We start from the raw sequence: 22920 nt of genomic DNA, 5'->3' as shown, positions 1-22920 counted from the left end.
GCGGGTCAAATGAACCCCAACACCTTCACTCTACCCGAAGCCATTCGCCGGCAGATAGGCCAATGTTCCGAGAAGCCGATGGGTTTACGCTTCTTTGCACAAGGGCCGCTAAGCGGCCCTTTTATGATTATATAACAACGATTAAAACTTCATCAGTCATGCCGTGGCGGTGCCAGCACCTCGCGGTTGCCGTTGTGCCCCTGCTCGCTGACGATGCCCTGCGCTTCCATCTGTTCGATGATACGCGCGGCGCGGTTATAACCGATGCGGAACTGGCGCTGTACGCCGGAGATAGAGGCACGGCGTTTATCCACCACAAACTCCACCGCCTGATCAAACAGCGGATCCAGCTCTTCGTCACCGTCCAGACCGCCGCCAGTTCCACCCTCACCGTCGTCACCGGCGCTGAGGATACCCTCTTTATATTGAGGTCGCTCACGCGCTTTCCAATCCTTAACCACCGCATGCACTTCCTGATCGCGCACAAATGCACCATGCACACGGACCGGAATCGAGGAGTTAGGGGCCAGATACAGCATGTCACCCATCCCCAACAGGGATTCAGCGCCGCCCTGATCGAGGATAGTACGGGAGTCAATCTTGCTGGACACGGTAAAGGCGATACGGGTCGGGATGTTGGCCTTGATCAGGCCAGTGATCACATCCACCGACGGACGCTGGGTTGCCAGCACCAGGTGGATCCCCGCCGCACGCGCTTTCTGCGCCAGACGAGCGATCAATTCCTCAACCTTTTTACCGACCGTCATGATGAGATCGGCAAACTCGTCGACCATCACCACGATATAAGGCTCTTTCTCCAGTACCGGCGGCGTCATGTCCATGCTGTCGGTCGGTTTCCAGAACGGATCCGGGATCGGACGCCCCATGGCTTCCGCCTGATCGACGCGCTCGTTATAACCGGCCAAATTACGCACGCCCAGTGCAGACATCAGCTTGTAGCGACGCTCCATCTCGGCGACACACCAACGCAGGGCGTTAGCGGCGTCTTTCATGTCGGTTACCACATCCGTCAACAGGTGCGGAATGCCTTCATACACCGACAGTTCCAGCATTTTCGGGTCGATCATGATAAAGCGCACTTCTTTCGGCGTGGCCTTATACAAGATGCTCAGGATCATGGCATTGACCCCAACCGATTTACCGGAACCGGTGGTCCCCGCTACCAGCAAGTGTGGCATTTTCGCCAAATCGGCCACCACCGGCTCGCCGGAAATGTCTTTACCCAGGACGATCGCCAATGGTGACGGATTATCGCGGAACGCCGGGCAGTCCAGCACTTCGCGCAGATACACCGTCTGACGTTTGACGTTAGGCAGTTCCAACCCGACGTAAGGCTTGCCGGGGATCACTTCAACCACACGTACCGCCGAGGTTGACAGTGAACGCGCCAGGTCGCGCGACAGGTTGGAAATACGCGCAGCCTTGACGCCCGGAGCCAAATCCAGCTCGAAGCGGGTGATGACCGGGCCTGGCAAAATATCGACCACGTCGGCTTTCACCCGGTAATCGGCCAGGCTGGCTTCCACCAAACGCGCCTTTTGTTCCAACGCGAAGGAATCCACCGGCTCCACCTCTTTCGGGGCTTCGGTCAGCAAATCCAGCGTCGGCAACGGCGTGGTCGGTTTTTGCAACGGCATTTCGTTACGCATCAGGAACGGGTGGATCAGGCTGTCCATCGCCGGCTGCTGCACAGCGGCAGGCTCCGGTTGCGCCACTGGTTGCTGATAGGCAGGCGGCTGTTGCTGCACGACCGGTTGCTGCTGCGGTTGTTGATAAGCAGGCTGCGCAGGTTGATAAGGTTGTTGTACCGGTGGGGTCTGAGGCTGCGACGGATAAACCGGCGCGGCTGGCTCAAACTGACCGAACGGCACATCATCTTCACGCTCGCTTTGCAGCTCAATACGTTCTTCCATCTGCGGCGACAGGGTGAATAGTGGCTCAACCGGGCCATCATCAACCAAATCATCCATCGGCGAGAAGCCGAACGCATTGCGGGTATCTACCGGCGTAGTTGGCGCCACCGATGGCGCGGCGGCTGGCTGGCCATAGCGCTGGCTTTGCTGGTCGGCAAATGCCTGACGCAGCGCGGCCTCCTGCAGAGCAGCTTCATCATCCAGATTATCTGCCTCAGGCTCCCCGCCGTAACGCTGGCTTTGCTGCTCGGCAAACGCCTGGCGCAAGGCTGCTTCCTGCAGGGCTTCATCATCTTGCGAAAGATTATCAGCCTGTTGCAATGGCTCGTCGTCCTCACGGGTGCGTTGTTCCTGTTCGGCCATACGCTGCGAAGGCAGCTTGATGCCGTAGGAAGCCAGCTCACGCCGGGTCGGAATACGCACCGGGTTCGGGCGCGGCAATTCAGGGCCGAGGCCTTGTTTCACCTGCGAGTTCGCGTCACTGGTGGCGGTAAAGGCCGGCATAAAGGTATTGGCGGCAACAGCACCGGCAATTGCCGTCGCTGCGGCGGGTGCCTGAGGCTTCGCGCTGCCAAACGGTGAAACGGCAGGCTCGGCGGCACTGAAACCGGCCGGAGCACTGACATCAACATGATCACGTTGTGCGGCAGAGAAATCAAATGGAGAGCGGTCGTGCGACGGCGATACGGCCGGAGCATCCCAATTCCCCATACGAGGCTCATCGTCATCCCGGTAAGGGTCGACCGGGCGCGTCGTCTTCGGCGTTGGTGTCTCTTCAGGGATTTCAAACGAGTACAGCGGCGGCGCGGTGTTTTCCGCTACCGCGCTCATCGGATGCTGGTTCACCGAGGCCGGAGCCGCCGGTGCCGCAGTAACCGACGGTGCCTGAGCGACAACAGGTGCCGCTGTGGCAGGTGCGCTGGCTGGCGCTGGCGCAACCGGTACGATATCCGCATCTTCGTCATCATGAGCCCGCAGGCCGCTGAGCAACGGATCTTCGGCATCTTCCGCCGCCATTTTCGCGGTTTCCGTGACCGAAGGCGCTGAGAACAATACGTCATCTTCCGCTGCATTGGCCGCCGTCGCTGTGGTAGCCGCAGCAAGCGCGGCTTCCTTGTCTGCAGATTCGGGTTGCTCTTCGACGTAACGGTCGTCATCGTCGTGATAACGGTCTTCACGGCGTGAACGGTTGGTCATAAAGGTCGCCGTCCCCAGCACCACGCCGCCGATACGCTCGGCGATCACCAGCCAGGACCAGCCGGTAAACAGTGTCAGCCCCGCAGCCCAAACGCACAGCAGCCCCAGGGTGGCACCAATACCGTTGAACCACGGCAACATGGCGTTGCTCAGCAAACTGCCGATCACACCGCCGGAGGCGAAGTAATAGAGATCGTCGACATTCAATGCCGCCAGGCCACACGAAGTGAGCACCAGCGCCAACGTGCCGATCAGGCGCAGTGAAAGCGCAAAATAATCGATGTATTCGCCGCCGCTGCGCTGACGATAAGCCGCCCAGCACAACACCAGCATGATCGGCGGTATCGCATAGGCGAGTACCCCGAAGGTGAAGAACAATGTGTCGGCCATCCAGGCCCCGACGCCACCGCCCAGGTTATGAATTGGCTCATGCCACGCGGTCTGCGACCAGCTTGGGTCAGATGGATTGAAACTGACCAAGGCAGCCATGAGGTAAATGGCAAAAATGGCTACCACAATCAACACAGCTTCGAGCAAACGGCGGCCGCTGCTGAGTTTTCTCAAGGTAACTTCTTTATCTTCTGTATATTCCTGGCTCAAGAAAGGCTCTCCAGGTTCCTGTTAGCTGACATAGCAACAGCGCCGAGAAGCTTCCCCGGCGCCGAAACTGTATGAATAAACAGGAGTGTAACCAATTTAATCAGGTTTTGCACCTGCACCCTACCGTGTTTTGATAACCAGACGGTTACTCTGTTTCACTTCTTCCATTACCACGTACGTACGGGTGTCGTTAACCCCCGGCAGACGCAGCAAGGTTTCACCGAGCAACTTACGGTAAGCCGACATATCCGGCACGCGGGTTTTCAACAGATAGTCGAAATCACCGGACACCAGATGACACTCCTGAATTTCTTCAAGTTTCTGTACTGCCGAGTTGAATTGCTCAAACACATCCGGCGCACCGCGGTTCAACGTGATTTCTACGAAGACCAGCAGGGACGCATCCAGATAATGCGGGTTGAGCAAAGCGGTATAACCATGAATAAAACCCTGGCGCTCGAGGCGGCGCACACGTTCTAAACATGGGGTTGGGGATAACCCCACGCGCTTGGAAAGCTCAACGTTCGAAATACGCCCATCCTTCTGCAGTTCGTTCAGGATGTTGCGGTCGATACGGTCGAGATCTTTACCCGGGCGTTTCTTATTGTCTGCCATTATTATTGTCTCTCTTATTTTCTTCCCTGCACTTGCCACACCCCAACCAACGTCAATGTGTAAGGGTTCGTTCCAAGCGAAGACCCAATGCCTGTCATATGCTTCACTACCATCATCACCCCTTGTGCAGCCTGTCTGTCAACTCTGCACCAGGTTTTTAAATGACGTTATCGCAAGAAGAATTCCCCCCGCTTGCACGGTGTCCCCTCACCTGCCACACGAAGCTTCAGCAACGGCGCAAAATTCCGCACCAACGCTGTAAATACGTACGATTTACTGTAGGGACAGGGATAATTTCTTCTTCCTATGATGTTTTCGCAAATGCGCAGCGGATTGTCAAAGTAAAAGAAGCAAAATCAGAAGAACGTACCGTCATGAAAAGTTAGCACCCCGTTTTTAGTTATGAATCGCTGGCTTGAAAAGCCCGCAGTCAAGGCACCCCAAGCCGCTAATGGGCTGTTTCCAGTCAATGGCGCAGGGAGCGGCGCTGAGTGGCTTCCATAAGTTAAATTGCTGCATTTTACGCTCGCTTTAGCAGCAATTTAATAATTAATAGGGAAAGGCTATCAAACAAATCGTTAACAACATCCCCTGACGCTTTTTTTAATGCTGCGTTTTCCCTACAATCGGATCCATTGTCCGCCATTGTGGGAAAAGAGGGTATTCATGGGCACGGCTAAACACAGCAAATTATTGATCCTGGGCTCCGGCCCGGCGGGTTATACCGCCGCAGTTTACGCAGCGCGCGCCAACCTGAGCCCGGTATTGATTACCGGTATGGAGCAAGGGGGTCAGTTGACCACCACCACCGAAGTGGAAAACTGGCCGGGTGATGCCGAAGGCCTGACCGGCCCGGCGTTGATGGAGCGTATGCGCGAGCATGCTGAAAAATTCCAGACAGAGATTGTGTTTGACCACATCAACAGCGTTGACCTGCAGAACCGTCCGTTCCGCCTGTTTGGCGACAGCGGCGAATACACCTGTGATGCACTGATTATCGCCACTGGCGCATCGGCCCGTTACCTTGGCCTGCCTACCGAAGAAGCTTTCAAAGGCAAGGGCGTGTCTGCCTGTGCCACCTGTGACGGTTTCTTCTACCGTAATCAGAAAGTCGCGGTGGTCGGTGGTGGCAACACTGCCGTGGAAGAAGCGCTTTATTTGTCCAACATCGCGGCCGAAGTTCACCTGATTCACCGCCGTGACAGCTTCCGTTCAGAAAAGATCCTGATCAACCGGCTGATGGAGAAAGTGAAAAACGGCAACATCGTGCTGCACACCGACCACACTCTGGACGAAGTGCTGGGCGATCAAATGGGCGTTACCGGCGTACGTATCCGTAGCACCAAAGCGGAAGACCAAACGCAGGAACTGGAACTGGCCGGCGTGTTTATCGCCATCGGCCACAGCCCGAACACCAGCATTTTCGGTGGTCAGCTGGAGCTGGAAAACGGCTACATCAAGGTGCAGTCCGGTATTCACGGTAATGCCACCCAGACCACCATTCCAGGCGTGTTCGCCGCCGGCGACGTGATGGATCACATCTACCGTCAGGCGATCACCTCTGCCGGGACCGGTTGTATGGCAGCGCTGGACGCTGAGCGTTATCTGGACGGCATTGCCGGCGCAGAAGTGCTGTAACCACACACTGTCATTTTGAAAAGCGGCTATCACAGCCGCTTTTTTTGTTCCTGTAAGTTAAGTCGGACGGTGATTCGATGCACAATCTTCTCCATTGGCGTTTATTGGTTGCGGTAGCCGACAGCGGTAAAATCACCCAGGCGGCAAGCCAATGCGGCATGACCCAATCCGCCGCCAGTCAGGCCATCGCTCAGTTGGAAGATGCGCTGAATACCTTGCTGTTGGTTCGCCTGCCGCACAGCGTTGCGCTTACCCAGAGTGGTGAACAAATTGTCGTTCACGCCCGCGCCATGCTGGCCGAGCTGGAGGCAATCCAACACTACGCGCAGCGGGCACAAAGCGCGCACGCCGGAAAGATTCGCCTGGCCAGTTTCCCCTCCGCATTCTCCCTGTTACTGCCGCCGTTATTACGTAAATTCCGCCGTCGCTATCCTGCGATTGAACTGGTTCAATTGGAAGGTACCGACCAGGAAGTGGAAAACTGGTTGGCACTGGAAACCGCCGACGTCGGTGTGGTGTTGAACCCAAATAGAGAACGACAAAGCTACCCATTGGGGCAAGACCTGTGGCTGGCCGTGACCGCCAGTCATCATCCACTGGCCAGGGGGCGGCAACCGGTGGAGTTCAGCACACTGGCCAAACAGCCGTTTGTGCTGGCTACCGGCGGCTGCAATCTCAATGCGCAACTGTTGGCACAGCAGGCCGGGTTGGTATTAACCGATGTACGTATCACCGTCAGTGACTGGAACACCGCCCTGACGCTGGTTCGGGAAGACGCCGGTGTATCGTTGATTCCAGCCTCGGTGATACCGACCGATCTCTCAGGTATTTGCGCGTTGCCTTTGGCTACGCCGCTTTATCGTCATTTTGGCCTGGTCTGTTCGTTTGGCAGCGCGGCTTCAGCGCCGGTACAGACCCTGCTGCAATATCTACAGCAGCACCTGCCCGTCAGTAGCTGAGCTGATAACAGGTTTCTGATATTTTAATTATTCAGTGGGCAGCGCCGACGGCATTCTGACGTTCAAGCAATTTCGCTTCTTAGCGCAGGAACTGCCATGAAACTCTACTTTGCACCCGACACCTGTTCGCTCTCCCCACACATTGTTTTACGCGAGCTGGGATTGCCGTTCGAACTGATCAGAGTCAATAACCGCACCAAACGCAGCGCCGACGGCCGGGACTTTTTTCAGGTGAATCCCAAAGGCTACGTCGCCGCCCTGATGCTGGATGACGGGCGGGTGATTACCGAAGGTGCTGCCATCGTGCAATATTTGGCAGATCTGCGCCCCGACGCCGCACTGGCCCCACCTGGCGAGTCTTTCGAACGGGTGCGTTTACAGGAATGGCTGAACTTCATTACCAGCGAGATCCACTCGGGTTCCAGTCCGTTGTTCAACTCGGCACTGCCGGAAGCAACCAAAACGCTGTTTCGCGACAAACTGCGTCGCCGCCTCGATTACCTTGCCCAGGCGCTGAACGAACAACCTTTCCTGCTGGGTGAATGTTTTAGCGTAGCGGATGCCTATTTATTTACCGTGCTGCGTTGGATGTCCCAGTTTTCCATCGAACTAAAAGACTGGCCATCGTTAACCCGTTATATGGCGTTGATCACCCGCCGCGAATCCGTACAAACCGCCCTGGCCGCGGAAGCAGCAAGTCAGGAGGTGGAATAACCCGGGAGCCGCCGTCTGTTATACCGCTATTTGACCGCTTTATTATTTTCAGTCTGCCGGGTGAAGAGGTAACATTGGCCTTCACTTGTTCGCTTCAGGTTGGGGCAAACACTTTTTTTAACAGTACGTTAACCTTACCTGTAACCACAGGCACCGGCGACGCAGACTAAAAACTGATGAAAAAAACCAGACAGCAACAGTTAACCCGTTGGCTCAAAACTCAGAGCACCCTGGCGCAGCGTTGGTTGCGCCTTTCCATGTTATTGGGGCTGATAAGCGGCATTTTGATTGTCGCACAGGCATGGCTGTTGGCCGCCCTGCTCCACGCCCTGATTATCGAACACGCCCCGCGTGAACAACTACTCCCCTGGTTTATCTGGCTGGCTGCCACCTTCACATTGCGGGCGGTGTTGAGTTGGCTGCGCGAACGCGTCGGTTTTATCTGCGGGCAGGTGATCCGCCAGCGTATGCGCCAACAGGTGTTGGATAAACTGCAACAGCTCGGCCCGGCCTGGATCCAGGGCAAGCCGGCCGGCAGTTGGGCCAGCATCATCGTCGAACAAATCGAAGATATGCAGGATTACTACTCCCGCTATCTGCCGCAGATGTACCTGGCGGTGTTTATCCCGGTGCTGATCCTGATTACCGTCTTCCCGATAAACTGGGCTGCCGGTCTGATCCTGTTGACCACCGCCCCGCTGATCCCGATGTTTATGGCGCTGGTCGGTATGGGGGCCGCCGATGCCAACCGTCGTAACTTTGTAGCGTTGGCACGGCTGAGCGGTAATTTCCTCGACCGCCTGCGCGGGCTGGATACGCTGCGCCTGTTCAACCGGGCTGAGGCAGAAACTGCGCAGATCGCCAAATCGTCCGAGGACTTCCGCAGCCGCACCATGGAAGTGCTGCGGTTGGCGTTTCTATCATCGGCCGTATTGGAGTTCTTTGCCTCTATCTCCATCGCCGTGGTGGCGGTCTATTTTGGTTTCTCTTTCCTTGGCGAACTTAATTTTGGCAGTTACGGCACCGGCGTTACGCTATTCGCCGGTTTTCTGGTGCTGATCCTGGCGCCGGAGTTCTTCCAGCCACTGCGTGACCTGGGGGCCTTCTACCACGCCAAGGCACAGGCGGTGGGCGCAGCAGAAGCGCTGGAAACCTTCCTCAGCGCCGAAGGCGAGCAAATGGGCAGCGGCACGCAACGGCTTGATACCGATGCGCCGCTGGAACTACAGGCGCAGGATCTCGAGATCCTGTCACCGAATGGCGTGCTGCTGGCCGGGCCACTAAGCTTCACCCTGCCCGCGAACCAGCGCATTGCCCTGGTCGGGTTAAGCGGCGCCGGTAAAAGCTCGCTACTAAATCTGCTGCTCGGCTTTCTGCCCTATCGCGGTTCATTAACCGTCAATGGAACCGAACTGCGCGAATTGGCGGCCGAAGGCTGGCGTCAGCAGCTTGGCTGGGTAGGTCAGAACCCGCACCTGCCGGCTCAGACGCTGCGGGCCAATATTCTGCTGGGGAACCCGCAGGCCAGCGAAGATCAGTTGCAACAGGCGGTGGAGCAAGCCTACGTCGGTGAGATACTGCCGCATCTGCCGCAGGGATTAGAGACTGAGGTGGGCGATAACGCCGCCCGCTTATCCGTCGGCCAGGCTCAACGCGTGGCCGTAGCCCGGGCGCTGATCAGTCCGCGTCGTTTGCTGCTGCTGGATGAACCGGCCGCCAGTCTTGACGCCCACAGTGAACGGCGGGTGATGCAGGCGCTGAATGTCGCCTCACACCAGCAAACCACCCTGCTGGTCACCCACCAGTTGGAAGATACCGAAGATTACGACCAGATTTGGGTGATGGAAGGTGGACAGATCGTTCAGCAAGGCGATTACGCCACGCTGAGTGCTCAACCGGGCCTGTTTGCCAATCTGATCGCACACCGCAGCGGGGATCTCTAATCATGCGCGTTTTGCTGCCATTTCTGGCGCTATACCGTCGTCACAGCCTGCTGATTTGTTTAGGCATCGTGCTGGCCATCGTCACGCTGCTGGCCAGCATCGGCCTGCTGGCCCTGTCCGGCTGGTTCCTCGCCGCCTCTGCCCTCGCCGGGCTGGCGGGTTTGTTTACCTTCAACTACATGCTGCCTGCTGCCGGTGTGCGGGGCGCCGCCATTTTCCGCACCGCCGGGCGCTACGCCGAACGCGTGGTCAGCCACGATGCCACTTTCCGCGTGCTGTCCCATCTGCGGGTATTTACCTTTAAAAAGATCCTGCCGCTGTCGCCGGGCGGTATTGCTCGCTTCCGCCAGGCGGATCTGCTTAATCGCCTGGTGGCGGATGTCGATACGCTGGATCATTTGTACCTGCGGGTGATCTCGCCGCTGGTCAGCGCCGCCGCGGTGATTGTGGTGGTGACCTATGGCCTGAGCTGGCTGGACACAACTCTGGCCCTGACACTGGGCGGCATTCTGCTGTTGTTACTGCTGTTGGTGCCACCGGTGTTTTATCGTGCAGGTAAGCCGATTGGCGGTCAGTTGACCGCACTGCGCGGTCAGTACCGTACCGATTTGACCGCCTGGCTGCAGGGCCAGGCCGAGCTGGTGGTGTTCGGTGCCGTTGAAAGCTTCCGTACCCGTCTGGATGCCACCGAGCAGCGCTGGCAGCGCCGTCAATGGCAACAGGCTTCTCTGGGTGGCATGGCACAGGCGCTGATGATTTTGGCCAGTGGCCTGACGGTCACTTTGATGCTGTGGCTCACCGCGGCCGGAATCGGCGGCGACAGCCAACCCGGTGCGCTGATTGCGCTGTTCGTGTTTGCCGCGCTGGCCTCATTTGAAGCGCTGATGCCGGTGGCCGGTGCTTTCCAGCATCTGGGTCAGGTGATCGCTTCCGCCACGCGGGTGAAGCAGGTCATCGACCGACAGCCGGAAGTGACCTTCCCGGCCCATGGTCCGGCGACCGAGAACCTTGCCACACTGAGCCTGCAGCAACTCACTTTCACTTACCCCGACCAGCCGCTGCCGGTATTGCAGGATGTCTCGCTGGAGATTGCCGCCGGTGAACACATTGCGCTGCTCGGGCGTACCGGCTGTGGCAAATCGACCCTGCTGCAGTTGCTAACCCGCGCCTGGAACGCCGACAGCGGCCAGGTGCTGCTCAATGGCCAGCCACTGAGTGCTTACGATGAAACCACGCTGCGCCAGATGACTACCGTGGTCAGCCAGCGGGTGCATATTTTCAGCGATACGCTGCGCGAAAACCTGCGCATCGCCGCGCCTGCAGCGACCGATGAACAATTGCGCGAAGTATTGCAGCAGGTCGGCCTGGACAAGCTGCTGGACAACGAAGGGCTGAACGCCTGGCTGGGAGATGGCGGTCGCCAGCTTTCCGGCGGTGAGCAGCGCCGTCTGGGCATTGCCCGTGCGCTGTTGCATCAGGCGCCGTTGTTGTTGCTCGATGAACCGACCGAAGGCCTGGACGCCGAAACCGAACAGCAGATCCTGGCGCTGCTACGCCGGCACTGTCGGGGTAAAACGCTGATCCTGGTGACCCACCGTCTGTATGGGCTGGAGCACATGGACCGTATCTGCGTGATGGACGGCGGCCAGATTGTTGAGCAAGGCGATCATCTCACCCTGATGCGTCAACAGGGGCGTTATGCCCGGTTCCGCCAACGCATCAGTGGCATACCGCTGTAAAATGGCCTGTAGAGGACGCTGAGACCTTTTATGCGCATAGTTAAGCTGTCACCGCATTCACTGGCGTTCCCCTCTCCTGAGGGCGCGCTGCGCGATCCTAACGGTCTGCTGGCGATTGGCGGTGATTTAACAGCGCCGCGCTTGCTGGCCGCCTATGAACGCGGCATTTTCCCCTGGTTTTCACCGGGGGAAGCCATTCTGTGGTGGTCGCCGGACCCACGCGCGGTGCTGTTCCCGGCCGAGCGCCATATCAGCCGCAGTCTGAAACGCTTTCTGCGCAGTAACCCCTTTCGCGTGACGCTGAATCACGACTTTGCGGCGGTGATCGCCGCCTGCGCCGATCGACCGGAAGAAGGCACCTGGATTGGCCCGGAAGTACAGCGCGCCTATTTGCATCTGCACCGCCTTGGCTTCGCCCATTCAATCGAGGTATGGCAGGGCGACGAACTGGTCGGCGGCATGTACGGCGTGGCTCAGGGTGCGCTGTTTTGTGGCGAATCCATGTTTAGCCGTACCACCAACGCTTCCAAGTGCGCCCTGATGACTTTTTGCCGCCATTTTGCCGCTTATGGCGGAGAATTGATTGACTGTCAGGTGCTTAACGCTCACACTGCCACGCTGGGAGCGAAAGAGATCCCCCGAAGACAATTTTTGCAGCAGCTCAGCCAACTTCAGCGCAAGCCATTAGCGCCAGAATGCTGGGCACCGCAAGTGTTACCCCCACAGCAGGTTGAACCACCCTCCCCAACAAACTAATTTTGCGGAAACGGTGCAATGTTCACCGACACTTCTTTACATAATGTGGGTTTTTCGGCATTATCTTGCCGGTTAAAAACTAAGGTAGTTAGACCTAGAGGATTCGATGGCCAAAGAAGACAATATTGAAATGCAGGGCACCGTTCTTGATACGCTGCCGAACACCATGTTCCGCGTTGAGTTAGAAAACGGGCACGTGGTAACCGCACATATCTCCGGTAAAATGCGCAAGAACTACATCCGCATCCTGACGGGCGACAAAGTCACTGTAGAGCTGACCCCGTACGACCTGAGCAAAGGCCGCATTGTCTTCCGTAGCCGTTAATCGGCTCACTCGTCGCCAGCCGATGGCGGCACCGAGGATGTAATGCCTCCGGAGCCCTTTCCGTTTACCCCCGTAGCAACGTTCAACATCGAGTTGCAGGTGCGCAGGTAAACTGAGAGGGCTCAATCATTTCTGTTGTGGTGATGATTTTCACCCATAAAAAAAGCGATGCCGAAGCATCGCTTTTTCTTTATCTGAATCTGACCCCAGACTTAGTGCACCGCACCCTCGTCCGCCTTGCGCATTGACGCGCTGATAAATTGATAAGTCAGTTTCTGGTTTTCCTTGTCCAACTCGACCTTCACCGAGCCGCCGTCCACCAGCGAGCCGAACAGCAGTTCGTTAGCCAGCGGTTTCTTCAGGTTTTCCTGCATCACACGCGCCATTGGACGAGCGCCCATCGCACGGTCGTAGCCTTTCACTGACAGCCAGTCACGCGCTTCGTCACTCACTTCCAGCGACACGCCCTTCGCATCCAGCTGCGCCTGCAGTTCGACGATAAACTTATCGACAACCTGCTGGATCACCTCGGTCGACAGATGGTTGAACCAAAGAATATTGTCCAGACGGTTACGGAATTCCGGCGTGAACACTTTTTTGATCTCTTCCATCGCGTCGGTGCTGTTGTCCTGCTGGACCAGGCCGATCGATTTACGTTCTGTCTCGCGCACCCCAGCGTTGGTGGTCATCACCAGGATCACGTTGCGGAAGTCCGCCTTACGGCCGTTGTTGTCGGTCAGGGTCCCGTTGTCCATCACCTGCAGCAGCAGGTTGAACACGTCCGGATGCGCCTTCTCGATTTCATCGAGCAGTACGACCGAGTGCGGATGCTTGAGCACCGCGTCGGTCAGCAGACCACCCTGGTCGTAGCCGACATAGCCCGGAGGCGCGCCAATCAGACGGCTAACGGTATGACGTTCCATATACTCGGACATGTCAAAGCGCAGCAGTTTGATATCCATCGCCTTCGCCAGCTGTACCGTAACCTCGGTTTTCCCGACCCCGGTTGGCCCGGCAAACAGGAAGGAACCGACAGGCTTGCGATCGTGGCCCAGACCCGCACGGCTCATCTTGATTGCCTCGGTCAGCGCTTCAATCGCCTGATCCTGGCCAAATACCAGCATTTTCAGACGGTCACCCAGGCTTCTCAACACATCGCGATCGCTCGCCGACACGGTTTTTTCCGGGATACGTGCGATACGCGCCACCACCGACTCAATGTCAGAAACGTTAACGGTTTTCTTGCGCTTGCTGACCGGCATCAACCGGCTGCGAGCCCCCGCCTCGTCGATCACGTCGATAGCCTTGTCCGGCAGATGACGGTCGTTGATGTATTTCACCGACAGCTCAACCGCGGCACGCACCGCTTTCGCGGTATAACGCACATCGTGGTGCGCTTCGTACTTGGTTTTCAGGCCGTTGATGATCTGAATGGTCTCTTCCGGCGTCGGCTCGATAATGTCGATTTTCTGGAAGCGACGGGCCAAGGCGCGATCTTTTTCAAAGATGTTGCTGAATTCCTGATAGGTGGTCGAACCTATGACCCGGATCTTGCCGCTGGAAAGCAGCGGTTTGATCAGGTTGGCGGCATCTACCTGCCCACCGGAAGCCGCTCCGGCACCGATGATGGTGTGGATCTCATCGATAAACAGGATGCTGTTCTTGTCCTGCTCCAACTGTTTCAGCAGGGCCTTGAAGCGTTTCTCGAAATCGCCGCGGTATTTGGTACCGGCCAGCAACGATCCTATATCCAGCGAATACAGCGTACAGTCCGCCATCACTTCCGGGACGTCGCCCTGCACGATGCGCCAGGCCAGCCCTTCGGCAATCGCGGTTTTACCCACGCCGGACTCACCCACCAACAGCGGGTTATTCTTGCGGCGACGGCACAACACCTGAATGGCACGCTCCAGCTCAGGACCACGGCCAATCAAGGGATCGATACCGCCCACCCGGGCCAGTTGGTTGAGGTTGGTGGTGAAGTTTTCCATACGGTCTTCCCCTCCGGACTGCTCTTCATTCACCGGGTTTTCCGCATTCGGCGCTTGGCCCGGCTCGTCTTTACGTGTGCCATGTGAAATGAAGTTCACTACGTCAAGACGACTGACGTCGTGTTTGCGCAGCAGGTAAGCCGCCTGCGACTCCTGCTCGCTGAAAATTGCCACCAGCACGTTGGCGCCGCTGACTTCGCTGCGGCCGGAAGATTGTACATGGAATACCGCACGCTGCAGTACGCGCTGGAAGCTGAGCGTCGGCTGAGTGTCGCGCTCTTCTTCGCTGGCGGGCAGCGTCGGCGTGGTTTGTTCGATAAAGGCTTCGAGTTCCTGGCGTAATGCGGCCAGGTCCACCGTACATGCCTCAAGCGCTTCCCGCGCGGCAGGGTTGCTGAGTAACGCCAGCAACAGGTGCTCCACGGTCATAAACTCGTGTCTGTGCTCACGCGCTCTGGCGAAAGCCATGTTGAGACTGAGTTCCAGTTCTTGATTGAGCATAAGCACCTCCCCAATAGATTGCCTTATTCAGGCTTTTTCCAGCGTACAAAGCAACGGATGCTCGTTCTCCCTGGCATAACGGTTCACATGCACGACTTTGGTTTCCGCCACCTCGGCGGTAAATACACCGCAGATCGCCTTGCCTTGATAGTGGACCGTGAGCATCAGTTGCGTTGCGCGTTCAATATCATAAGAAAAGAACTTTTGCAGAACGTCAATCACAAATTCCATCGGTGTGTAATCGTCGTTGTTAAGTATAACTTTATACATAGACGGCGGTTTTACCGCATCGATTTGTTTTTCTTCGGCCAAGTGTTCAAAATTTAGCCAATCGTTGTTATTGCCCATCGCTGCTCATCTTCTCTGCTCTGTCCTTATATATGGGGACAGGTTCCGGTTATTCAAAGTGGGGTATCCATACTATTTTATCATCTTCGCCAGCATCCCGCCGCACTGGAACGTGCGCAAATATCTCTGACGAATTGTTACCAAACAATGTCAATAGCGTTACCTGCTTCAAACTTTGATGAACTGCTCGCTGCCGACAAAAGCCGATCCCTTGACGTGATAATCATTTGCTCTAGAGTGTAAATTCATGGGCTGGTGGTGTTTTAACCACTTTCAGGCTCATCTGCCGCCTGCCAATGGCGGGTGCGAATTCAGTTATTCATCTCACCGAAAAATAGCGTTGCGAGGGATGTAAAAGCATGGAGACGGGTACTGTTAAATGGTTCAACAACGCCAAAGGGTTTGGGTTTATTTGTCCTGAAGGCGGTGGCGAAGACATATTCGCCCACTATTCTACGATTAAGATGGATGGGTACCGGACGCTAAAAGCTGGCCAGCAGGTCAGTTTTGACGTGCACCAGGGGCCAAAAGGGAATCATGCGAGTCTTATTGTGCCAGTGGAAAGCGAGGCGTTGGCCTAAACGCTTCCACCCAGTCAGTCTGAAACACCGAAAAAAAATGCCAGCCGCCGTATGACTGGCATTTTTTATTGGCTTGCTATTCGCGAGCCAGAGCGTCAATCGGGTTAAGCCGCGCTGCGCTGCGTGCAGGCAGATAGCCAAACACCACGCCAATGGCGGTAGAACAGACAAACGCACTCAACAACGCAGCCGGAGGGAAACTGATCTGCCAGCCCGGTAGCACCAGTTGCACCAGCAGGCCGATGGCAAACGACAGCGTAATGCCCAGGGCACCACCCACCAGGCACACCAGTACCGCTTCAATCAGAAACTGCTGCAGCACGTCCCCGGAGCGAGCACCGACCGCCATACGAATGCCGATCTCGCGAGTACGCTCCGTCACCGACACCAACATGATGTTCATCACGCCGATGCCGCCAACCACCAGTGAAATCACCGCCACCAACGTCAGAAATAGCTGCAGCGTGCGCGTGGTTTTTTCTGCGGTCTGCACCAGGCTGTCCATGTTATAGGTGAAGATGTCTTTCTTGCCATGGCGCAGCGTCAGCAAACGCGTCAACTTCTGCTCCGCTTCCTGGCTATTGTAGCCCTCGCGAATACGTACAGTGATCGAATCAAAATAGGCGTTACCCATCAGCCGGTTGGCCATAGTGCTGTAGGGTACCCAGACGTTCAGCGTCTTGCTGCTGCCGAACATCGACTGTTTCTCCTTCGCCACGCCAACCACCGTCGCCGGCATATTGCCCACCAGGATCACCTGACCGACCACGTCCTTTATATTGGGGAATAACCGGCGCTGAGTATTGGCGTCGATGACCACCGTTTGCGACTGCGATTGCACCTGCAGTTGATCGATACCGACGCCCTGGGTAAAGGTCATGCCGTAGACGCGGAAAAACTGTTCGCTGACCCCGGTAACATTGGCCGCCACATCGACGTTACCCAAGCGCAACCGCATGCTGCTGGCAATCGTGGGCGACAGCGCATTGACATAAGGCTGCTCGCGCAGTGCCTCAAGATCGTCGTATTTCAGCGCCTGCCGGAAGGTCGGATCGTCGTCGCCGAAGTCCTTGCCGGGGTAAATGTCGACCGTATTGGTGCCGATGGACTTGATATCCGCCAGCACCATCTGTTTGGCGGCGTCGCCGATCACCAGGATCGACACCACCGAGGCAATACCGATAATAATGCCCAGCATGGTCAGCGCGGTGCGCATTTTACTTGCCGCCATCGCTCGCCAGGCCATCACCAATGCCTCACGAAAACGGCCGGTCGTTTGCTGCCAGGACGGCGCCGGTGCCACCATCTCCAGCGGTTTGGCGTTCGGGTTGCTCTGCCGTTCCGGGCGTGAATCGGCAATGATCTCTCCGTCGCGAATTTCAATGATCCGCTCAGCCTGCTGAGCCACCGCCGGATCGTGAGTGACGATAATCACCGTATGCCCCTGCTCACGCAGCTGCTTAAGGATGGTCATCACCTCCTCGCCAGAATGGCTATCGAGGGCACCGGTCGGCTCATCCGCCAGGATCACCTGCCCCCCGTTCATCAGCGCACGGGCAATACTGACCCGCTGCTGCTGGCCGCCGGAAAGCTGGCTTGGCCGGTAACCAACGCGTTCACCCAGCCCCAAACGCTGTAACAGCGCAATCGCACGCTCGCGCCGCGCTGCCTTACCCAGTCCGGCATACACCGCCGGGACCTCAACGTTATGCGCCGCGCTCAGATGAGGCAGTAAATGATAACGCTGGAAGATGAAGCCGAAATGCTCACGCCGCAACCGGGCCAGCGCATCCCCATCAAGCGTCGCCACGTCCTGTCCGGCCACCCGATAAACGCCGGCGCTGGGCTTATCCAGGCAGCCAAGAATATTCATCAGCGTCGACTTGCCGGAGCCGGAGGCTCCCATAATCGCCACCATTTCACCGGCATTGATGCTCAGGCTCACGTCCTTCAACACCGCTACGGTCTGGTCGCCCGACTGATAGCTGCGGCTGATGCCGCTCAGTTCCAACAGCGCGGCCATCAGAGAGCCTCCGCGCCGCCACGGCTGACAATCACTTCATCGCCAATGTTCAGTCCGCTGAGAATTTGCACGTCGATATTATTACGCAGGCCAATGGCCACCTCGCGCTTTTCCTCCTTGCCCTGTTTCAATATCGAAACATGGTAGCGATTATCGGCGATTTGATCGCCCAACGCTGCCAGAGGAATGACCTGCACCTGCTTGACGCCCGCCAGTTGAATATGCACCTGCGCCGTCATCTGCAGTCGCAATAATCCCTCGGGATTGGGCACTTCAAAACGCGCATAGTAAAAGATGGCGTTATTGACCTTTTCCGGCGTTGGCTGAATATCTTTCAGCACGCCGTCAAAGCGTCGGTTAGGATCGCCCAGCACGGTAAACCAGGCTTTTTGGCCCGGTTTGAGGCTGATGACGTCCGCTTCCGACACCTGAGCCTTCACCAGCATGGTGCTGAGATCCGCCAGCGTCAAAATGTTCGGTGCCTGCTGCGCGGCTATCACCGTCTGGCCCTGCAGCGTGGTGATTTGCACCACGTCACCGTCCATCGGTGCTTCTATACGGGTAAACGCCAGATTGATCTTGGCGGTATCCAGGCTGGCCTGATTCCTGGCGATCTGCGCCTGAATGGTACCCACCTGCGCCTTCTTCACCGCCAACTGTGTCGCCGCCTGATCCAGATCCTGGCGTGACACCGCCTGCAGTTTGGCCAACGCCTGATTACGCTGCAGCGTTACCGCCGCCAGCTGTTGCTCAGCCTGCGCCTGTTGCAACTGGGCGTGCAGCTCACGCAACGTCGCCTCACCCTCACGGATGCTGTTTTGCGCCTGTTGCGGATCGATTACCCCAAGCAACTGGCCTTTTTTAACCCGATCGCCGATCTCGACATACAGGCTTTCCAACTGCCCACTCACCTGCGCACCCACGTCAACCTTGCGTACCGCGTCAAGCTGGCCGGTTGCCAGTACGTTTTGCTGTAGATCGCCCTTGACCACCTTCACCGTTTTAAATGGAGTCGGGGCCGGGTGGCTGAAGTGCCAGGCCGCCATCGCCACGATCGCCACCAGTACGATCAGCGCCATGACCCAGCGTCGCTTATGTCCTTTAAACCACGTCAAAATAGGTTCCTGCCTGTTGCAATTCATGCTGCCAACAGCGGCAGCGGAGCTAAATTATCACGCACGATGATGAATAACTAAACCTTGGTTCAACACAATGTGGAGACACCCTTGGTTACATTCTGCATTGAACTCCCGTTTAGTGAAGGCTTGGTGAAATAGCGCCATTCAACACAGCCAAGGATTTCATCATGTCTCAGCTCAGCTATCCACTCGTATCTGCACGCCCGCTTAACGGCTGGCAATTGATGACGGCGCTGGCCAATGGCGACAAGGCACCCAGCAAAGCCTGGAAGAAAGCATCATTTCGCCTGAAGTTTATCGGCCGTTCATTATTTCGCTGGCCGACCACCAGCGCTCTGCTCAATACGCTGGCGTCCAACCCTTTGCTGGATGAAATACTGAACGCGCAACCCAATCTGCCGTGCAAGCTGCATCGCCCGTATCTGGCGGCGAACATGAGCAAAATCGAGAGTCTGTTCGCCCTGCGCGATCATTACGATCTCAGCAAGCAACGCATGCCGATGAAAATGCTGCTCGGCCATCTGAACAAGCCCTTTTTGCTGACCCGCGCCTGCGGCAAGAGTGGTGCCGCCGTTTCACTGGAGCTGGCAGCCATCGATCATCTGAATAAGGAAGGGGAAGCCACCCTGCTGCTGCGTAATGGCAACGGGATTATGCTGGCCGAAATCACCTTTGCATTGATGCACTATCAGCAACAGCCCACGCTGTTTATCGGGGGGTTACAGGGAGCCAATCACCAGGTGCCGCACGCCGAAATACAGCAGGCCACCAAAGAGTGTCACGGGTTGTTCCCAAAACGGCTGGTGCTGGAAGGGATTTGCACTCTGGCGCGCCATCTGGGCATTCAGCAAATTGTGGCGGTCGGCAATGCCACACATATCTACCAAAACTGGCGCTATCACAGTAAAAAGAAAGACCAACTGCATGCCGATTACGATCAATTCTGGACATCAATGGGCGGCAAGATGCTGGAAAGCGGCTATTTCCTGCTGCCGGAGCAGATCGCCCGTAAACCGATCGAAGAGGTGGCCAGCAAAAAACGTGCAGAATATCGCCGCCGCTATCAACTGCTGGACGAGCTGGAACAGGGGATGGCCGAGCATTTCAGCAACCAACCCCGTTTTGCCGGGGCCTAGTCGGCCCTGCCGCGCGCCAGCCAGATCACGCGTGAGAACATTTTTTTCAGCAATGGCGGCACCGAATCCGTGCCCCACTCGCCCGCTTGCATCGCCACCTCAATGGCCAGGTCGGGCTTCGACGAGTGATGCACTGCCTTGAGGATCACCTTGCGTACCGGCATTTGAGCATTGCTCGGCACGGAGGCGACCCGGTAATAGACCGGGCTGAAACCTTCACGGAACATAAAGTGTTCCATATCCGGCGCCGGTAACACGGTCAGCCGGTCACGCTCGTTATCCTCATGGTTATCCAGCATGCCGCGGACGGTGCCGGCGTATTTGCGCCCTGCCTCATCGCCATCCACCAACGCATGCCACTCAATGCCCATACGCCGGGCGAACCTCAGCAGCGGCTTCAGGCCGCACTGGGCGAATTCAATTACCCGTACCCCTTCCGCCTCAAAATGATAACCGCACTGGCGAGCCAGCTCGTTGAGCAGCCAGACTTCGGTTTCGCCTTCTACCAGCAGCCAACAACGGGCGAACAGCGACGACGGCCGGTTAAAGCGAATATGAAAAGAAATGCGTCGCCCATCTTCCGGCCCCAGCCCGCGCGGCCCAAGACGATAAGTGGCCACCCGTCCCGACTCACGCACCAACCGACAAACGTGCTCAACCGGCACCAGGGAGACCAGTTCGCTGGAGTTAGTGGTGGTGATGCGCTGCAGCGGCAGTTGGTTAAGCAACCCCCAGGCTACCGAAAGCATGATCGGATGCAGGCGCGTTTCCGGATCCTCCACCAGCAGCAGCGGCCGGGCGTGCGGATCCAATTTGACGCTGCCCTTGGCCTGTAACAGCGTAGAAAACATGCCCAGTAAAATAAGACGCATGCTGCGACTATTGGGTTCGGCCACCATACGGTTGATGCTGTCCAGTGAGCGCCATGCCTGTTGATCCTGATCTTGATCCAGCCGTTTTCGGCGCGGCCGCGTCACCTGTGACCCCTGCTCGGCAAAGTAGTGTTCCAACAGTTGCTGCATAGCCGCCAGCCCCTGGCGTAGTTCGGCGTTGGTCAACTTTTGCGGGTTGCGCACCAGCTCACGCATCAGTTGATCCAACTGCTGGGCCAACGCCTTGTTATCGGCCGGATGTTCATCATTTAACGTGCTGGGCCGCAGGCGGCGGATAAAACGTGCATCGCGCAGGCGCAGTACCGGGTGGATACGGATAATGGCGTGTGCCAGTTGCTCAATATGGTGCAACTGCATCGGATTACCGTCGGCATCCAGGAAACCGCGCCAGGTGCAAACCGTGCCGTCATCGGCCAGTTCACCTTCGCAGCGATAATAAATGCGGTTCAGGTTATCCCCGCCCTTGACCCACAGCGGCGACAGGTGGCGGTAACGCGGTAGATGAGCATGACCAATATCTTTCTCGCAGAAGGTAAATACCACCTGCAGGTGCCGATCTTTGGCCTCTTCCTCACCGGGCGGGAAATGGAAATCGTGCGCTTCAAAACGGTACAGCTTGGGTTCCGGTGCCAACAGCAGGGTCAGCGCGTCAAGCAGGCTGGATTTACCCCAGGCATTTTCGCCGAGCAGCAGCGTGTTGTCGTCCAGCATCAGTGACAGCCGGTTAATGCCGCGGAAACCTACAATCTCGATTCGCTCTAAGAACATCTGTCGCCTCCCGTGCGCGCGGTCACCGTCCTTAATGGGGTGGCCTCCTCAGAGCATGGTCAAAAAACCCCTTGCAGGTCAAGCGGACGACGTCAAATCTGCCGCTTTACTCCGGACGTGGTTTTGGTTAGCGTGTGGAGCCTCGCCGCTCATCCAGGCGCCGCCCTCAGAACAAAGGACGCAAGCTTCACCATGTATTCAGGACTGCTGATTATTCTGTTACCGCTGATTGCCGGTTACCTTATTGCGCTACGTAGCCGGACTTTACTGCAAACCATCAACCGCCTGCTGAGCTGGATGGTCTACGTGATCCTGTTTTTCATGGGTATCAGCCTGGCGTTTCTGGAGGATCTGAGCAGCAACCTGGTGTTGATATTCCAGTATGCTTCGGTGTTCTTCCTGTGCATTCTCGCCGCCAGTTTGCTGATGCTGGCACTGCTGGAACGCAAAATGCCGTGGCACAACAGCCATAAACAGGAAAAACTGCCCTCACGCCTGCATATGGCGCTCGAATCGCTCAAGCTTTGCGGCGTGGTGCTCGGCGGTTTCCTGCTCGGCCTGACGCAGTGGCAATGGCTGCAGTTTGCCAACAAAGGCAGCGAATACGCCCTGATCTTCCTGCTGCTGCTGGTGGGCATCCAACTGCGCAACAGCGGCATGACGCTACGCCAAATAGTGCTTAACCGACGTGGCATGATAGTCGCCGTGGTGGTGGTGATAAGTTCACTGGCCGGCGGTGCGCTGGCGGCGCAACTGCTGGGGCTGCCGATTAAGGCCGGGCTGGCCATGGCGTCCGGTTTTGGCTGGTATTCGCTTTCCGGCATTTTAATCACCGACGCCTATGGCCCGGTGTTAGGCAGCGCGGCCTTCTTTAACGATCTGGCGCGTGAACTGGTAGCCATAGTGCTGATCCCTACTCTGGTACGTCGTAGCCGCTCGTCAGCGCTGGGTCTGTGCGGCGCCACCTCCATGGACTTTACCCTGCCGGTGCTGCAACGCAGCGGGGGGATGGAGATAGTGCCACCGGCCATCGTGCATGGCTTTCTGCTCAGCCTGCTGGCACCGGTACTGATCGCCCTGTTCTCTTGACCCTTCTCCGGGGGTTCGCCCCCGGAAAGCG

The 22920-nt window shown here is 57.1% G+C and carries 17 protein-coding genes; 10 read left to right on the top strand and 7 right to left on the bottom strand.

Annotated elements, in window-relative coordinates; all coding sequences use genetic code 11:
* Positions 1-152: 152 nt before the first annotated feature.
* Together ACNT1W_RS10555 and lrp are read right to left on the bottom strand one after the other, a co-directional pair.
* The gene (locus ACNT1W_RS10555; RefSeq protein ID WP_419246748.1) at positions 153-3731 is read right to left on the bottom strand and encodes a DNA translocase FtsK 4TM domain-containing protein; all 3579 of its coding nucleotides are present in this window, start codon (positions 3729-3731) and stop codon (positions 153-155) included.
* 120 nt (positions 3732-3851) lie between these two features.
* The gene (lrp, locus tag ACNT1W_RS10550; protein ID WP_004928318.1) at positions 3852-4346 is read right to left on the bottom strand and encodes a leucine-responsive transcriptional regulator Lrp; all 495 of its coding nucleotides are present in this window, start codon (positions 4344-4346) and stop codon (positions 3852-3854) included.
* A 666-nt stretch (positions 4347-5012) separates the two neighbouring features.
* On the opposite strand from lrp, the gene trxB reads away from it, so the two are divergent.
* The 7 genes from trxB (at position 5013) to infA (ending at position 12420) form a co-directional block, all read left to right on the top strand.
* Complete coding sequence (gene trxB / locus ACNT1W_RS10545) at positions 5013-5984, top strand: thioredoxin-disulfide reductase (RefSeq protein WP_012006112.1); 972 nt, start codon at positions 5013-5015, stop codon at positions 5982-5984.
* Between the two features lie 77 nt (positions 5985-6061).
* The gene (locus tag ACNT1W_RS10540) at positions 6062-6943 is read left to right on the top strand and encodes a LysR family transcriptional regulator (RefSeq protein ID WP_218215981.1); all 882 of its coding nucleotides are present in this window, start codon (positions 6062-6064) and stop codon (positions 6941-6943) included.
* Positions 6944-7039: 96 nt separating this feature from the next.
* On the top strand, positions 7040-7657 hold the full coding sequence (gene gstA / locus ACNT1W_RS10535; protein ID WP_218215979.1) for a glutathione transferase GstA: 618 nt from the start codon (positions 7040-7042) through the stop codon (positions 7655-7657).
* A gap of 176 nt (positions 7658-7833) precedes the next feature.
* Positions 7834-9600, top strand: coding sequence for a heme ABC transporter permease/ATP-binding protein CydD (gene cydD / locus ACNT1W_RS10530; protein ID WP_419246747.1), 1767 nt, complete (start codon positions 7834-7836; stop codon positions 9598-9600).
* A 2-nt stretch (positions 9601-9602) separates the two neighbouring features.
* Positions 9603-11339, top strand: coding sequence for a heme ABC transporter ATP-binding protein/permease CydC (gene cydC, locus ACNT1W_RS10525; RefSeq protein ID WP_012006108.1), 1737 nt, complete (start codon positions 9603-9605; stop codon positions 11337-11339).
* A 30-nt stretch (positions 11340-11369) separates the two neighbouring features.
* Positions 11370-12095, top strand: coding sequence for a leucyl/phenylalanyl-tRNA--protein transferase (gene aat, locus ACNT1W_RS10520; RefSeq protein WP_012006107.1), 726 nt, complete (start codon positions 11370-11372; stop codon positions 12093-12095).
* Between the two features lie 106 nt (positions 12096-12201).
* Positions 12202-12420 carry a translation initiation factor IF-1 gene (gene infA, locus ACNT1W_RS10515; protein WP_002211347.1) on the top strand — a complete coding sequence of 73 codons (219 nt, stop codon included), beginning with the start codon at positions 12202-12204 and terminating at the stop codon, positions 12418-12420.
* 212 nt (positions 12421-12632) lie between these two features.
* Here the strand turns inward: infA and clpA are convergent, their stop codons facing one another.
* The gene (gene clpA / locus ACNT1W_RS10510; RefSeq protein ID WP_012006106.1) at positions 12633-14912 is read right to left on the bottom strand and encodes an ATP-dependent Clp protease ATP-binding subunit ClpA; all 2280 of its coding nucleotides are present in this window, start codon (positions 14910-14912) and stop codon (positions 12633-12635) included.
* Between the two features lie 27 nt (positions 14913-14939).
* Complete coding sequence (clpS, locus tag ACNT1W_RS10505) at positions 14940-15260, bottom strand: ATP-dependent Clp protease adapter ClpS (protein WP_004928347.1); 321 nt, start codon at positions 15258-15260, stop codon at positions 14940-14942.
* Between the two features lie 359 nt (positions 15261-15619).
* Here clpS and cspD point away from each other — a divergent pair, with 359 nt between their 5' ends.
* Positions 15620-15841 carry a cold shock-like protein CspD gene (gene cspD, locus ACNT1W_RS10500; RefSeq protein WP_012006105.1) on the top strand — a complete coding sequence of 74 codons (222 nt, stop codon included), beginning with the start codon at positions 15620-15622 and terminating at the stop codon, positions 15839-15841.
* 76 nt (positions 15842-15917) lie between these two features.
* On the opposite strand, the gene macB is transcribed toward cspD, so the two are convergent.
* Together macB and macA are read right to left on the bottom strand one after the other, a co-directional pair.
* Positions 15918-17864: a macrolide ABC transporter ATP-binding protein/permease MacB gene (macB, locus tag ACNT1W_RS10495; protein WP_112363528.1), complete on the bottom strand. Its 1947-nt coding sequence runs from the start codon at positions 17862-17864 to the stop codon at positions 15918-15920.
* Positions 17864-18979, bottom strand: a complete 1116-nt coding sequence (gene macA, locus ACNT1W_RS10490) for a macrolide transporter subunit MacA (RefSeq protein ID WP_223272857.1) — start codon at positions 18977-18979, stop codon at positions 17864-17866. The genes macB and macA overlap by 1 nt, the downstream gene beginning before the upstream one ends.
* Positions 18980-19170: 191 nt before the next feature.
* Between macA and ACNT1W_RS10485 the strand changes: the two genes are divergently transcribed.
* On the top strand, positions 19171-20139 hold the full coding sequence (locus ACNT1W_RS10485; RefSeq protein ID WP_419246746.1) for a VirK/YbjX family protein: 969 nt from the start codon (positions 19171-19173) through the stop codon (positions 20137-20139).
* On the opposite strand, the gene ACNT1W_RS10480 is transcribed toward ACNT1W_RS10485, so the two are convergent.
* Positions 20136-21800: an ATP-dependent endonuclease gene (locus tag ACNT1W_RS10480; RefSeq protein ID WP_419246745.1), complete on the bottom strand. Its 1665-nt coding sequence runs from the start codon at positions 21798-21800 to the stop codon at positions 20136-20138. The two genes, ACNT1W_RS10485 and ACNT1W_RS10480, sit on opposite strands and share 4 nt — an antisense overlap.
* Positions 21801-21992: 192 nt before the next feature.
* Between ACNT1W_RS10480 and ACNT1W_RS10475 the strand changes: the two genes are divergently transcribed.
* Positions 21993-22889, top strand: a complete 897-nt coding sequence (locus tag ACNT1W_RS10475; RefSeq protein WP_012006100.1) for a lysine exporter LysO family protein — start codon at positions 21993-21995, stop codon at positions 22887-22889.
* Positions 22890-22920: the final 31 nt, after the last annotated feature.

Origin of the sequence: Serratia sp. NFX21 (assembly GCF_048517035.1) — a bacterium.
Lineage (GTDB): Bacteria > Pseudomonadota > Gammaproteobacteria > Enterobacterales > Enterobacteriaceae > Serratia > Serratia quinivorans.
This window is presented reverse-complemented; position numbering and strand designations above follow the sequence as displayed.